The organism is Streptomyces niveus (genome assembly GCF_001723055.1).
Classification (GTDB): Bacteria; Actinomycetota; Actinomycetes; order Streptomycetales; family Streptomycetaceae; genus Streptomyces; species Streptomyces niveus.
Genome location: NZ_MDCR01000301.1, coordinates 1 through 12,889, shown reverse-complemented (window position 1 = coordinate 12,889; position 12,889 = coordinate 1). Strand labels below are relative to the sequence as shown.

Annotated in this window: 12 protein-coding genes; 11 read left to right on the top strand and 1 reads right to left on the bottom strand. The window is 71.8% G+C overall.

All coding sequences use genetic code 11. The features are described from left to right. From BHU15_RS29325 to BHU15_RS29275, 11 genes are all read left to right on the top strand, one after another. Nucleotides 1-738: MFS transporter (locus BHU15_RS29325; RefSeq protein ID WP_141726901.1), on the top strand; the 738-nt coding region annotated here is incomplete at its 5' end. A 99-nt stretch (nucleotides 739-837) separates the two neighbouring features. Further along, nucleotides 838-1,251 carry a DUF3151 domain-containing protein gene (locus tag BHU15_RS29320; protein WP_023539818.1) on the top strand — a complete coding sequence of 138 codons (414 nt, stop codon included), beginning with the start codon at nucleotides 838-840 and terminating at the stop codon, nucleotides 1,249-1,251. 133 nt (nucleotides 1,252-1,384) lie between these two features. Next, nucleotides 1,385-2,242, top strand: a complete 858-nt coding sequence (locus BHU15_RS29315; RefSeq protein ID WP_079128451.1) for a DUF3152 domain-containing protein — start codon at nucleotides 1,385-1,387, stop codon at nucleotides 2,240-2,242. A gap of 92 nt (nucleotides 2,243-2,334) precedes the next feature. Then, the gene (locus BHU15_RS29310) at nucleotides 2,335-3,180 is read left to right on the top strand and encodes a tryptophan 2,3-dioxygenase (RefSeq protein ID WP_069629923.1); all 846 of its coding nucleotides are present in this window, start codon (nucleotides 2,335-2,337) and stop codon (nucleotides 3,178-3,180) included. Further along, nucleotides 3,173-4,396, top strand: coding sequence for a kynureninase (kynU, locus tag BHU15_RS29305; RefSeq protein ID WP_069629922.1), 1,224 nt, complete (start codon nucleotides 3,173-3,175; stop codon nucleotides 4,394-4,396). The genes BHU15_RS29310 and kynU overlap by 8 nt, the downstream gene beginning before the upstream one ends. A gap of 110 nt (nucleotides 4,397-4,506) precedes the next feature. After that, nucleotides 4,507-5,961, top strand: coding sequence for a serine hydrolase domain-containing protein (locus BHU15_RS29300; protein ID WP_069629921.1), 1,455 nt, complete (start codon nucleotides 4,507-4,509; stop codon nucleotides 5,959-5,961). Continuing rightward, complete coding sequence (locus BHU15_RS29295; protein ID WP_069629925.1) at nucleotides 5,958-6,794, top strand: alpha/beta hydrolase family protein; 837 nt, start codon at nucleotides 5,958-5,960, stop codon at nucleotides 6,792-6,794. The genes BHU15_RS29300 and BHU15_RS29295 overlap by 4 nt, the downstream gene beginning before the upstream one ends. 58 nt (nucleotides 6,795-6,852) lie before the next feature. Then, nucleotides 6,853-7,746: an NmrA family NAD(P)-binding protein gene (locus tag BHU15_RS29290; RefSeq protein WP_069629920.1), complete on the top strand. Its 894-nt coding sequence runs from the start codon at nucleotides 6,853-6,855 to the stop codon at nucleotides 7,744-7,746. Nucleotides 7,747-7,842: 96 nt separating this feature from the next. Further along, nucleotides 7,843-9,186: a sensor histidine kinase gene (locus BHU15_RS29285; protein ID WP_069629919.1), complete on the top strand. Its 1,344-nt coding sequence runs from the start codon at nucleotides 7,843-7,845 to the stop codon at nucleotides 9,184-9,186. Next, a complete protein-coding gene (locus BHU15_RS29280; RefSeq protein WP_023539810.1) occupies nucleotides 9,183-9,842 on the top strand; it encodes a response regulator in 660 nt (219 codons plus the stop codon). Before BHU15_RS29285 ends, BHU15_RS29280 begins: the two co-directional genes overlap by 4 nt. A 58-nt stretch (nucleotides 9,843-9,900) precedes the next feature. Beyond that, nucleotides 9,901-11,178, top strand: a complete 1,278-nt coding sequence (locus BHU15_RS29275) for a cytochrome P450 (RefSeq protein ID WP_079128450.1) — start codon at nucleotides 9,901-9,903, stop codon at nucleotides 11,176-11,178. Nucleotides 11,179-11,196: 18 nt separating this feature from the next. On the opposite strand, the gene BHU15_RS29270 is transcribed toward BHU15_RS29275, so the two are convergent. Continuing rightward, nucleotides 11,197-12,855 (bottom strand): ABC transporter permease, encoded by a 1,659-nt coding sequence (locus tag BHU15_RS29270; RefSeq protein WP_069629918.1) that lies wholly within the window; start codon nucleotides 12,853-12,855, stop codon nucleotides 11,197-11,199. Between the last annotated feature and the right edge of the window lie 34 nt (nucleotides 12,856-12,889).

The window sequence follows — 12,889 nt, the reverse complement described above, 5'->3', positions numbered from 1 at the left end:
CACAGCGTCACCAGGTTCACCTCGGTGAACCTGGTGACGCTGTGCGTGTACGCGGCGTTCGGCGGCTTCTTCTTCCTCGCGTCGTTGCAGCTCCAGGTCGTCGCGGGCTACTCGGCGCTCGGCGCGGGCACGGCACTGCTGCCGACGACCGTGCTGATGCTGCTGTTCTCCGCCAGGTCGGGCGAGCTGGGCGCCAGGATCGGGCCGCGTATCCCGCTCACCGTCGGGCCGCTGCTGTGCGCGGCGGGGCTGCTGCTGATGCTGCGGGTGGGCGCCGGGGCGGACGGTTCGTACGTACGGGACGTACTGCCCGCGCTGGTGGTGATGGGCCTCGGCATGGTGACGCTGGTCGCGCCGCTGACGGCGACGGTCCTGGCGTCCGTCGACAGCTCGCGCGCGGGCCTGGCGAGCGGCATCAACAACGCGGCTGCGCGCGCCGCGGGCCTGATCGCGGTGGCCGCGCTGCCGCTGCTGGCGGGCGCGGGGCCGGAGGTGTACCGCTCGCCGACGCAGTTCGACGCGGCGTTCGACCGGGCGATGCCTATGTGCGCGGGGGTGCTGGTGCTCGGGTCGCTGATCGCGTGGGCGCTGGTGCGTACGCCGGCGGCCGTCGACAAGACCGCCGAGGCCGCGCCGAGCCTGCCGCAGTGCAAGGTGAACTGCGGGCTCTCGGCGCCGCCGCTGGAGCCGCGAGCCGTGCGGAAGGAGCTGGGGGGAGAGGCCGGAGGCGTCACCTGAGCGCGGCGCCTGGGCAGGCCCGTGAGCGCGGTGGCGATTGCCGGTGGCAAACCCGCACCACTGCCACGGAATCCGGCGCGACCTGGGACACTCGGAAGCATGGCCATCCATAAAGATCTCCTCGGGGGACCGCCCCCCACCCACCTGCCCGACGACCCCGAACCGCGCGAGCTCCTCGCGAACGGGACGGCGCCCGCCGACGTCGCGGCGAAGTATCCGACCTCGTCCCTCGCGTGGGCCCAGCTCGCCGACGACGCGTTCGAGAACGGCCGGGTCGTCGAGTCGTACGCGTACGCCCGTACCGGCTACCACCGGGGCCTGGACTCCCTGCGCCGCAGCGGCTGGAAGGGCCATGGCCCGGTGCCGTGGGAGCACGAGCCGAACCGCGGCTTCCTGCGGGCGCTGCACGCGCTCGCCCGGTCCGCGCAGGCGATCGGCGAGGAGGAGGAGTACGAGCGCTGCTCGGTCTTCCTGCGCGACTCCTCGCCGGCGGCGGCCGACACCCTCGGCTGAGTTCGCGGACCGGTAACTTTCCGCAGGTCCGTGGACGTCCGAAAGGCTACGGCGGCCACGGGCCTGCCGTGTGCGGTCGATACGATCGCACACGCCATCGAATCCGGTACGAGGCCCCGGCACCCTCTCCCCGTTGACTCCGGTCGAACGCAGGGAGAAGTACATCGTGGGCAAGCGTCTCGCAGCGGGGCGCCGTCCGCGCACCCGCGCCGTGATCATCGGCGTGTGTCTGGCCGCCGTGTTCGTCGGCGGGGGCGTGGCCCTCGCGGGATGGCCGGGCGGCGGGCACGCGGGCGACGCGGAGGCCGGTGAGCCCTTGTCTCCGGCGTCCGACGAGCCGGTCCCGGCCCCGGCCCCGTCACTCAGCACCGGCCCCAGCCCCAGCGCGTCCGCCGATGTCGATACGGCGCGCCGTATACCGATACCCGACAACGGCCCCGGCACCTTCACCACCGCCCGCTCCGCCGGTTCCCCGGTCGGCTCCGGCGCCACCGTGCGCCGCTACAGGGTCCAGGTCGAGGAGGGCATCGAGCTGTCCGAGCGGGACGCCGCCGTCGAGATCGAGACAATCCTGGCGCACCCCCGGGGCTGGACCGCCGACGGCCGCAACTCCTTCCAGCTCGTCGGCTCGGGCCCCTCCGACTTCGACGTGAAGATAGCGACGCCGGGCACGGTGGACCGGATCTGCGGCGCCGCGGGCCTGCTCACGCGCGGCGAGGTGAACTGCACCGTCGGCCGTACGGTCGTGGTGAATCTGAAGCGGTGGGTGCTGGGGTCCGACCAGTTCGACGGCCCGGTCACCGAGTACCGCGCGCTGATCATCAACCATGAGGTCGGCCACCGCCTCGGCCGGGGCCACATCACGTGCGGCGGCGAGGGCGAGCCGGCCCCGGCGATGATGCAGCAGATCAAGGGGTTGTACGGCTGCGTTGCGAATGCATGGCCGTACGCGGAGGACGGGACGTACATCACAGGCCCGGCGGTCTCCTGAAGTCGGGATTATGATGCGAACAGGGGACCGGAGCTCCGATGCCGATTGGAAGGGGCGGACCGCTACCCGGTAGCAATATCGAGGAGACAGAGATGTCGCAGCACCCCGATGCCTCCGGAGCCGGTTCGGATTCCCCGAACCTCGACTTCGCCGGTACGACCCCGTACGAGGACTACGTCCAGGCGGACGTCCTCACCCACCTCCAGCACCCGGTGTCCGACGATCCGGGCGAGATGGTCTTCCTGGTGACCACCCAGGTGATGGAGCTGTGGTTCACCGTCATCGTCCACGAGTGGGAGACCGCGTCGCGCGCGCTGCGCGAGGACCGGGTGCCGGTCGCGGTCGACGCGCTGAAGCGCTCGGTGCGCGAGCTTGAGGCGCTGAACGCGTCGTGGACGCCGCTGGGCCAGTTGACGCCCGCGCAGTTCAACTCGTACCGCAGCGCGCTCGGTGACGGCTCCGGCTTCCAGTCGGCGATGTACCGGCGGATGGAGTTCCTGCTCGGCGAGAAGTCGGCGTCCATGCTCGTACCGCACCGGGGCGCGCCGCGTGTGCACGCGGAGCTGGAGAAGGCGCTTCAGGAGCCGAGCCTGTACGACGAGGTGCTGGGCCTGCTGGCCCGGCGCGGGCTGCCGGTGCCGGCGTCGGCGCTGAACCGGGACCTCACGCAGAAGTACGAGCCGTCCGAGACGGTCGAGGGGATCTGGGCCGGGGTGTACGCGGAGCCCGACCAGAACGGTGAAGTCATCCGGCTGGGCGAGGCGTTGACGGACGTCGCCGAGCTGGTGTGGCGCTGGCGCAACGACCATCTCGTGGCGACGCGGCGCGCGATGGGCTCCAAGACGGGGACGGGCGGGTCCGCCGGGGTCGCGTGGCTGGAGAAGCGGGCGCAGAAGAACGTGTTCCCGGAGCTGTGGACGGCGCGTAGCCATGTCTGAGCCGTTGGAGGTCTCAGAGGCGCTGGTGAAGCGGGCCGCCGAACTCGACGCGGCGGACGAACTGGCCGCGCGCCGGGAGCTGTTCGCGCTCGACGACTCCGTCTATCTGGACGGCAACTCGCTCGGCGCGCTGCCGCGCCATGTGCCCGAACGGATCCAGGACGTCGTGACCCGGCAGTGGGGCGAGCTGCGTATCCGCTCCTGGACCGAGGGCGGCTGGTGGACCGCGCCGGAGCGGATCGGCGACCGGATCGCGCCGCTGGTCGGCGCCGGGCCGGGCCGGATCGTGGTCGGTGACTCCACAAGTGTCAACGTCTTCAAGGCGGTTGTGGCGGCTGCCCGGCTGGCCGGGGAGGAGCGCGACGAACTCCTCGTGGACGCCGAGACGTTCCCGTCGGACGGCTACATCGCGGAGTCGGCGGCGCGCATGACCGGCCTGCGGCTGATGCCGGTGTCCGCGGCGGACGTGCCGGGCGCGGTCGGCCCGCGTACGGCCGCCGCGCTCGTCAACCACGTCGACTACCGCACGGGCCGGCTCCACGACCTGCCCGGCATCACGGCGGCCCTGCACGACGCGGGCGCGCTGGCGATCTGGGACCTGTGCCACAGCGCGGGTGCGCTGCCGGTCGCGCTGGACGCGGACGGGGTCGACCTGGCGGTCGGCTGCACGTACAAGTACCTGAACGGCGGGCCGGGTTCACCGGCCTTCCTGTACGTCGCCGAGCGCCACCAGGCGGCTTTCGACTCCCCGCTGCCGGGCTGGACCTCGCACGTGGACCCGTTCGGGATGACGCCGGACTTCGCCGCCGCCGACGGCGCGACCCGCGGCCGGGTCGGTACGCCGGACATCCTCTCCATGCTGGCGCTGGAAGCGGCGCTGGAGGTGTGGGAGGGCGTATCGCTGGACGTACTGCGGGCAAAGAGCCTGGCGCTGACGGACTTCTTCCTGCGCTGCGTGGAGACGTACGCCCCGGCGGGCCGGGTCACCTCGCTGACACCGGAGCCGCACGCGGAACGCGGCAGCCAGGTGGCACTGCGCTGCGCGCAGGCGCCTTCGGTGATGCCGGAACTGATCACCCGCGGCGTGATCGGCGACCTGCGCCGCCCGGACGTGCTGCGATTCGGCTTCACCCCGCTGTACGTGAGCTTCCGCGACACGGAACGGGCGGCGCGGGTGCTGGGGGAGGTCTTGCGGGAGATCCCTGATTCGGCGTGAGTTCGCGGTGGGTGCGCGGGGCCGGGACGTGGTGCTGTGGGTAACCCCACCGGCGGTTCGGGTGCCTCCGTCATGGTTCCGGCCGCTCCCGCCGACCAGGCTTGACGGTCATGAACACTCAGTCGAAGACGGTCGTGAAGCCTCAGTCCAGGACCGCACGGCGCCCGCGCCTGCCCGTGGTCACCGCGCTCGTCACCGCCGCCGTGTGTGCCGTGTCGCTCGGGGTGTCCGCCGGGCCGGCGCCCGCGCACGGGAAGGAGGGCGGCGGGGACGGGGCGGGGGCGGCCCTGACGCAGAAGCAGTTGCAGCGTGAGGTGACCAGAACGCTGAAGAAGGCCGGGTACGTGGGGATTTCCGTACAGGTGCGTGACGGGCAGCGCCGTACGTACGCGGTCGCCGGGGAGGCGGAGTTGGGCACCGGGCGGAAAGTGTCGCACGAGGCCGAGTTCCGGGCGGCCAGCGTCACCAAGACGTTCGTGTCGACGGTCGTCCTCCAACTCGTCGCCGAGGGGCGGCTGTCGCTGGACGACACCGTGGAGAAGTGGCTGCCCGGCGTCGTGGCGGGGAACGGGAACGACGGCAGCCGCGTCACGCTGCGGCACCTGCTCCAGCACACCAGCGGCGTCTACAACTACGACTTCACCGAGGACACCGGCAGCACGGCCGCCGACTTCGAGCGGACGAGGTTCGACCACTACGACCCGGAGGAGGCCGTGGCGCGGGCGATGAAGCACGAGCCGGACTTCGAGCCCGCCGACCCGAACGACCCGGAGCCGGAGTGGAGTTACTCCAACACCGGCTATCTGCTCGCCGGGATGGTCGTCGAGAAGGCCACGGGCAGGTCGTGGGAGAGGGAGGTCCGCGACCGTATCGTCCGGCCGCTGGGGCTCACGCAGACGTACGCCCCCGGTGACGCCCCGCGTCTCAAGGGGCCGTACACGCACACGTATCAGCAGTTCCCCGGGTCCACCGGGTGGACGGACACCAGTGTCCGCAACGTGTCGTGGATAGCGTCCGCCGGGGAACTGATCTCTGGTGAGCGCGACTTGGACCGGTTCCTGACGGCCCTCCAGCGTGGGCGGCTGCTGCCGCCCGCCCAGATGGCCGAGCTGCGGAAGACCGTGCCGGCCAGCGAGTTCTACCAGCAGGTCTTTCCCGGGCTCCAGTACGGCCTCGGGGTGATGCGGCAGCCGCTGACCTGCGGCGGAGACCGCTGGGGACACGGCGGTGACCTGGAAGGGGCGACCATTCGGACGGCCGTCAGCGAGGACGGGCAGCGGTCGGTCGTCATCAACGCGAGTGGCAAGAAGGCGGACGACGAGTCGCTGATCGCGGCCGAGGCGGCGCTCCAGGCGCTGCAGGACCGCGCCCTCTGCGGCAACGTCATGCGAGGGCGGTGCCGGGGCCGTAAACCTGGGGCGTGGATGCTGGTAGCGTCCCCGCTGATCAGGTCAATTCGGGTCTCTCATCGAAAGGTTGGAGCAGCGTGTCGGATTCCGCCGCCCATGATTCCGCCGCCGACTCCACCGACGTCGGTGCGGTCCCCCGTGACCGCACCGAGATGAAGGCGCTGATGTCACGCGCGAGGGTGGAGCCGGACGTCAGCGTGGCGTACGGCGGACACCCTGATCAGGTGGTCGACTTCTACGCGCCGCGCGGCGGGCGCGAGGGTGTGCCGCTGGTCGTCGTGCTGCACGGCGGGGAGTGGCGGGCGCAGTACGACCGGGCGCATCTGACGCCGTTCGCCGGCTTCCTGGCGCGACGGGGCTTCGCCGTCGCCAACGTGGAGTACCGGCGGGGGAGCGGGGACGGCGCCATGTCCGGTGGCGAGACCGTCGCCGGGCGCTGGCCCGACACGTTCGACGACATCGCCACCGTGATGGACGCGCTGCCCGCGCTCGTCGCCGACGCCCTCCCGCAGGCCGACTCGCGGCGGATCGTGGTCACCGGGCACTCCGCCGGTGGTCATCTCGCGCTGTGGGCCGCCGCGCGGCATGTGCTGCCCGTGGGGTCGCCGTGGCGGCTGGACGCGCCCCCGCGCCTGCGCGGCGTCGTCGCGATCACGCCCATCGCGGACTTCGCCACGTCCGTCGAGCTGGATGTGTGCGCGGGAGCGTTCGTGCAGCTCCTCGGCGGCGAGGGTGAGTCGAAGGAGCGTAGGGAGAGCGCCGACCCGTCGGCCCTGCTGCCCACCGGGATCGCCACTGCCGTCGTGCAGGGCAGGGACGACGCCGTCGTGCCGCAGGCCGTGGCGGAGGCGTATGTCGACGCCGCGGCCAGGGCCGGGGAGATGGTCGGCATCACACTGCTTGAGGACGTCGGGCACTACGCGCCGGTCGACCCCGGGGCGGACGCGTGCGCGGTGGTGGCCGAGGAACTGGCGCAGCTCGCGTACTGAAGGGACCGCCGGGCACTCGCGGACAGAAGCTGACCGCAAGCCCTCCTACCTTCGGGGCATGACGAACAACGCGAACACGACCCCGAACACCGCCCCGAGCACGACCCCGGACCTGTTCCTCGTGGCGGGCGCCACCGGCACCGTCGGCCGCCAGACAGTGCGCGAACTGCTCAGCCGCGGCCACCTCGTACGCGCCCTGACCCGCGACCCCGACAAGGCCGACTTCTCCGACTTCTCCGGCTCCGGTGACGGCGTCGAGGTGGTACGCGGCGACCTCGCCGATCCGGCGTCGCTCGTCCCGGCCCTGGAGGGCGTCACCGGGCTGCATCTGATCACCTTCGACGGCGGGGGCTTCGCGGCGCTGGAGACCGGTCCCGAGATCGTCGAGCTGGCGGCCAAGGCCGGTGTGCGCCGGATCACCGTGCTCAACGGCGGCGGTGACACCCCGCTCCAGGACGCCGTCATGGCGGGCGACATCGCGTGGACCGTGCTCATGCCCGTCGAGTTCATGGCCAACGCGCTGGAGTGGGCGCAGGGCATCCGCGCCGACGACACCGTGCGGGAGCCGTTCGTCGGCCGGCTGAGCGCCATGGTGCACGAGGGGGACATCGGGGCCGTCGCCGCGGTCGCGCTCAGCGAGGACGGGCACGGCGGCAAGTCGTATCTGATCACCGGGCCCGAGGCGCTGACGATCCAGGACAAGGCGGACGCGCTGGCCGCCGCGCGTGGCCGGGAGATCGAGGTGGTCGAGCTGACCGAGGCGCAGGCGCTGGAGCAGTGGCGGGCGGCCGGGCAGCCCGAGGAAGTGATCGGCTTCCTGCTGGAGGTGTACGGGAACACGCCGCCCGAGGGCCGGACGCCGATCGGGACGGTGGCGGAAGTCACGGGGCGGCCCGCGCGTACGTTCGCGCAGTGGGCTGCCGAGAACGCGGACGCGTTCCGGCGCGTGTAGCTCTCGTGGGTGCCCTTGTAGTACCTGGGAGGGACGGGGAAGTATCCCTATCACTGGTGACGACCGGCACCCGTCCCTCCCTTTACCTTTGAAAACGTGACCAAGACAGACACGAAGACCGCGACCGGGAAAGCCCGGAGCCCCGAAGTCCGACTGGCCGCGGGGCTGCTTTCGAGCCTGCGCCAGGCCCTTTTCCACGACGCCTTCGCGTACCGGCCGCTGCCTCGCATGCGGACGGACGGGGTGATCACACGCCGACTGCCCGAGGGGATACGGGAGTACGCGGGCTGGTTCCCGCACTTCGTGATCGCCGCCTGCGCGCTGTTCGCGCTCGCCATCGGGACGGCCAACGGGTCGAGTCTTTTCGACCTGGTTCCGGTGGCGCCGGTCCTGCTCGTCCTTGTCCGTCCGGTCGCCGCCTGGTGGCTGGCCCTCGCGGTCACCGCGCTCACGGGTGTGGCGGGCGGCTTCTACGGCGACTGGCCTTGGACACCGTCCGCTTTCGCCGCCTATCTGGCCGTGATGACGATCGTGGCGATACGGACGAACCCGCGTACGGCGGGCTGGATGTGGGTCGGCACGCTGGTGTACTCGATGTTCGCCGAGACGATCTTCGGCCGGGGATACGGGTACGGCACGAGCGGGCCCATGCTCTTCCTCTCGGCGCTCATCCTGCTGACCGTCTCCGCGATCCACATCCGCCGTGACGCGAAGAACGAGGTGGCGGTGCAGGTCAGCGTCACCGCCGTCGAGCGCAGCCGGCGCACGCTGCTCGAAGAGCGCACCACCATCGCCCGGGAGCTGCACGACGTCGTCGCGCACCACATGTCAGTGGTCGCGATCCAGGCGGAGGCCGCGCCGTACCGGGTGGAGAATCCGCCGCCCGAGCTGGAGAAGGCGTTCGCCACCATCCGGGAGAACGCCGTCGCCGCTCTGACCGAGCTGCGCCGGGTCCTCGGGGTCGTACGGGCCGAGGACTACGACGCCCCCGACGCCCCACAGCCGACGCTCAGCGACCTCGAAGGGCTGCTTTCGAATGTCCGCGAGGCGGGTCTGACCGTGGAGAAGACGGTCACCGGAGCGTTCCGGGCACTGCCGCAGGGCGTCGAGCTGTCGGCGTACCGCATCGTTCAGGAGGCGCTCAGCAATGCCCTGCGGCACGCGCCGGGGGCGACGGCCGCGGTCGAGATCTCGTACGTGCTCGGCGGGCTGGGGCTGCGGATCGTCAACACGCCGCCGCGAGGACTGGTGAAGCCCTCACCGGGCGCCGGGCACGGCATAACGGGGATGCGGGAGCGGGTGTCGATGCTGAACGGCGAGATGACGGCGAAGCTGCTGCCGGACGGTGGCTACGAGGTGGCGGCCTTCATACCGGTGGCCTCCTCGGACGACGACGCGAGCGAGGACGTCGCCCCGGCGGCAGGCGGGGAGCGGTCATGACGATTCGTGTGCTGATCGTCGACGACCAGGTGATGGTCCGCGAGGGCTTCTCGGTGCTGCTGAACGCGATGCCGGACATCGAGGTCGTGGGCGAGGCGGTGAACGGCCGCGAGGCCGTCTCCCAGGTCGCGGCCCTCGCCCCCGACGTGGTCCTGATGGACATCCGGATGCCGGAGCTGAACGGGATCGAGGCGACGCGCGAGATCGTGGCGGCGGACGCGGACGCGAAGGTCCTCGTCCTGACCACGTTCGACCTGGACGAGTACGTGTATCAGGCGCTGCGGGCGGGGGCCTCCGGCTTCTTGCTCAAGGACGCGTCGGCGCGCCAACTGGCCGACGGGGTACGGGTGGTGGCCTCCGGCGAGGCACTGCTCGCGCCGACGGTGACGCGCCGGCTGATCACGGAGTTCTCCAAGCTGTCGGAGGCCCCGCGCCCGCCCGCGCTGGCACAGATGGGGGAGCTGACGGAACGGGAGACGGAGGTGCTGGTCCTGATCGCGCAGGGCCTGTCCAACGCGGAGATCGCCGCCCATCTCGTCGTCGCCGAGTCCACGATCAAGACGCATGTCAGCCGCATCCTGGTGAAGCTGGGGCTGCGTGACCGTACGCAGGCGGCGGTGTTCGCGTACGAGGCGAGGCTGGTCACTCCCGGGTGAGGACGGGGTGAGGACGGGGTGGGTGTACCGGGCAGACCGGGGTCAGTAGCGTTCGGGTATGGCAGAGTCCCGGCCCACACCCGAACCGCGGCCCACACCCGAACCCCAGGCGTCGTCCCACGCGTCGTCCCACTCCACGTCCTTCGACCCGTGGTCGCCCGGCTTCGTCGCCGACCCGTATCCCGCCTACGCGGAGCTGCGTGAGCGGGGGCGGCTGCACTACTTCGAGCCGTCGCGGCAGTGGCTGGTGCCGCATCACGCCGATGTGTCGGCCCTGCTGCGGGACAGGCGGCTGGGGCGGACGTATCTGCACCGCTTCACGCACGAGGAGTTCGGCCGTACGCCGCCGCCCGAGGCGCACGAACCGTTCCACATCCTCAACGGCAACGGTCTGCTCGACCTGGAGGCGCCTGACCACACTAGGATCCGGCGGCTGATCTCGAAGGCGTTCACGCCGCGCACCGTCGAGGTGCTGGCGCCGACCGTGCGGCGGCTGGCCGCCGAGCTGGTGGACGGGCTGTGCGCGGCGGGCGGCGGAGATCTGCTCGCCGAGGTGGCGGAGCCGCTACCGGTCGCCGTCATCGCCGAGATGCTGGGCGTCCCGGCGGCGGACCGGACGCTGCTGCGGCCCTGGTCGGCCGACATGTGCGCGATGTACGAGCTGAATCCGACGGAGGACGCGGCCAAGCGGGCGGTCCGGTCGTCGCTCGAATTCACCGCCTATCTGCGGGAGTTGATCGCCGCCCGGCGGGCAGCGCCCGGTGGTGACCTGCTCTCGGCGCTGATCGCGGCGCAGGACGCGGGGGACCGGCTGAGCGAGCAGGAGATGATCTCCACCTGTGCGCTCCTGCTCAACGCGGGACACGAGGCGACGGTCAACACCACCGTCAATGGCTGGTGGACGCTGTTCCGGCACCCGGAGCAGCTGGCGGCGCTGCGCTCCGGTGAGGCGTCGTTGTCCACAGCTGTGGAGGAACTGCTGCGGTACGACACTCCGCTCCAGATGTTCGAGCGGTGGGTGCTCGACGACATCGAGATCGACGGCACGCTCGTGCCACGCGGCGCCGAACTCGCGCTCCTCTTCGGCTCCGCCAACCGCGACCCGGCCCGCTTCGACCGCCCGGACACCGTCGATCTCACCCGCCCGGACAATCCGCACGTGACGTTCGGCGCGGGGATCCACTACTGCCTGGGGGCGGCGCTGGGGCGGCTCGAACTGGGCGCGTCGTTCGGTGAGCTGCTGCGCCGCGCGCCGGCACTCCGGCTCGTCGCCGAGCCGGAGTGGAAGCCGGGCTATGTGATCCGGGGGGTCAAGGAGCTGCTGGTGGAGATGTGACCAGGAGCGCGGCGGCCGTCACTTCGTCTCCAGGTCCCGCCGGCGGAAGCCCGCGAGTCCCAGCCAGGTCAGCCCGGCCGCCACGGCGGTGAGGACGAGCAGGGGGGTCCAGCTCATGTCGGCGGCCGGGAGCTTCGGTACGTGCCCGAAGGGCGACAGGTTGTTCATCCAGTCGGGGAACTGGAGGATCGACCCGAGATACCCGACCAGGAACGCGTACACGGGCACGATCCAGGCCGCCGCCCCGGCCCGCGGGTACCAGCCGAAGAGCGCGACGGCCACGCCGACCGTCACCCACAGGCCGGGCGCGTACGCGAGGGCGGCGCCGACCAGTCGCAGGACGAGCCCGCCGTCCCCGACCGAGGCCGCGCCCGCGAGCCCGAAGCCCAGACCGGCGACGAGCAGCAGCGCCGTACCGCCGGCGAGTGCGACGGCCACATGGCTGCCCACCCAGCGGTCCCGGGAGAGCCCGGTGGCCAGCAGCGGCTCCGCGCGGCCCGCGCTCTCCTCGGCGCGCGGCCGGAGGGTGGCCATCACCACGTACACGGCGGCGACGACGGCGACGACGACCATCACCATCGACGCGAACGACTCGGCTACGGACTCGCCGCCGATCTTCGCCAGCGCCTCCTGGACCTGCTCGATGTCCTTCATCATGTCGGCGGCCTCGCCGAGGATGGAGCCGTACATCACGCCCATCACGAACAGCCCGGCGGCGAAACCGAACAGCGTCGCCCGGTGCAGGCGCAGCGCGAAGCCGATGGGCCGGGTGAGCGCGTCGGAGGCCGTACGGCGCCCGAGCCGGGCGGAGCGCAGACCCGCGCCGACGTCGCGCCGGGTGCTCAGGACGAAGCCGCCGGCGGCGGTCAGCGCGGCGAGCGCCAGGCAGAGCAGCAGCGGCCACCAGCGGTTGTCGACGAAGACGTACGTGCGCTGGGCCCAGCCGATCGGGGACAGCCAGGACAGCGCGTCGTTGCCAACGTCGCCGGAGGCGCGCAGCACATAGGCGACGCCGATCACGGCGAGTGCCATGCCGGAGGCGCCGCGGGTGTGGGCGGTGATCTGTACGGTGACGGCGGCGACGCCCGCGAAGACGAGGCCGACGGCGGCGTGCGCGAGCCCGTACAGCAGCGCCTCGCCGGTGCCGATCCTCTCGACGCCCGTCGACAGGACGCTCAAGGTCAGCAGGGCGGCGAGCGCGAGGTTGGCGACGGTGGCGACGACCAGCGCGGACGCGAGGTGGGCGTGGTGGCCGACGACGGTGGAACGCACCAGTTCGGCGCGGCCGGTCTCCTCCTCGTTGCGGGTGTGCCTGGTGACGATCAGGACACTCATCAGGCCGACCAGCACGGCCATGAAGCCGAGGAGTTGGTGGCCCATCATCGCGCCGATGTTGTAGTCGTCGAGGTAGTGGCGCGGTCCGGTCATCGCGAGCGCGGCGGGGCTGTCCATGCTGCTGACGGCCGTGGCGCGTTCCTTGGCGGTGGAGTACAGCGTCGTGAACTCGCCCGCCGTGGACAGCGTGCCGAGCGACAGCGCGAGGATCCACACGGGGATCCGGACCCGGTCCCGGCGCAGCCCGAAGCGGATCAGCGTCCCGGTGCCCGCGAAGGCGCCGGAGCCGGTCCGGTCGGGTGCGGACGTACGCCCGGCGGCGGGCGCGGTGACGGCGCTCATCGGCCGACCCCGCCCGTGCCGACCCCGCCCGTGC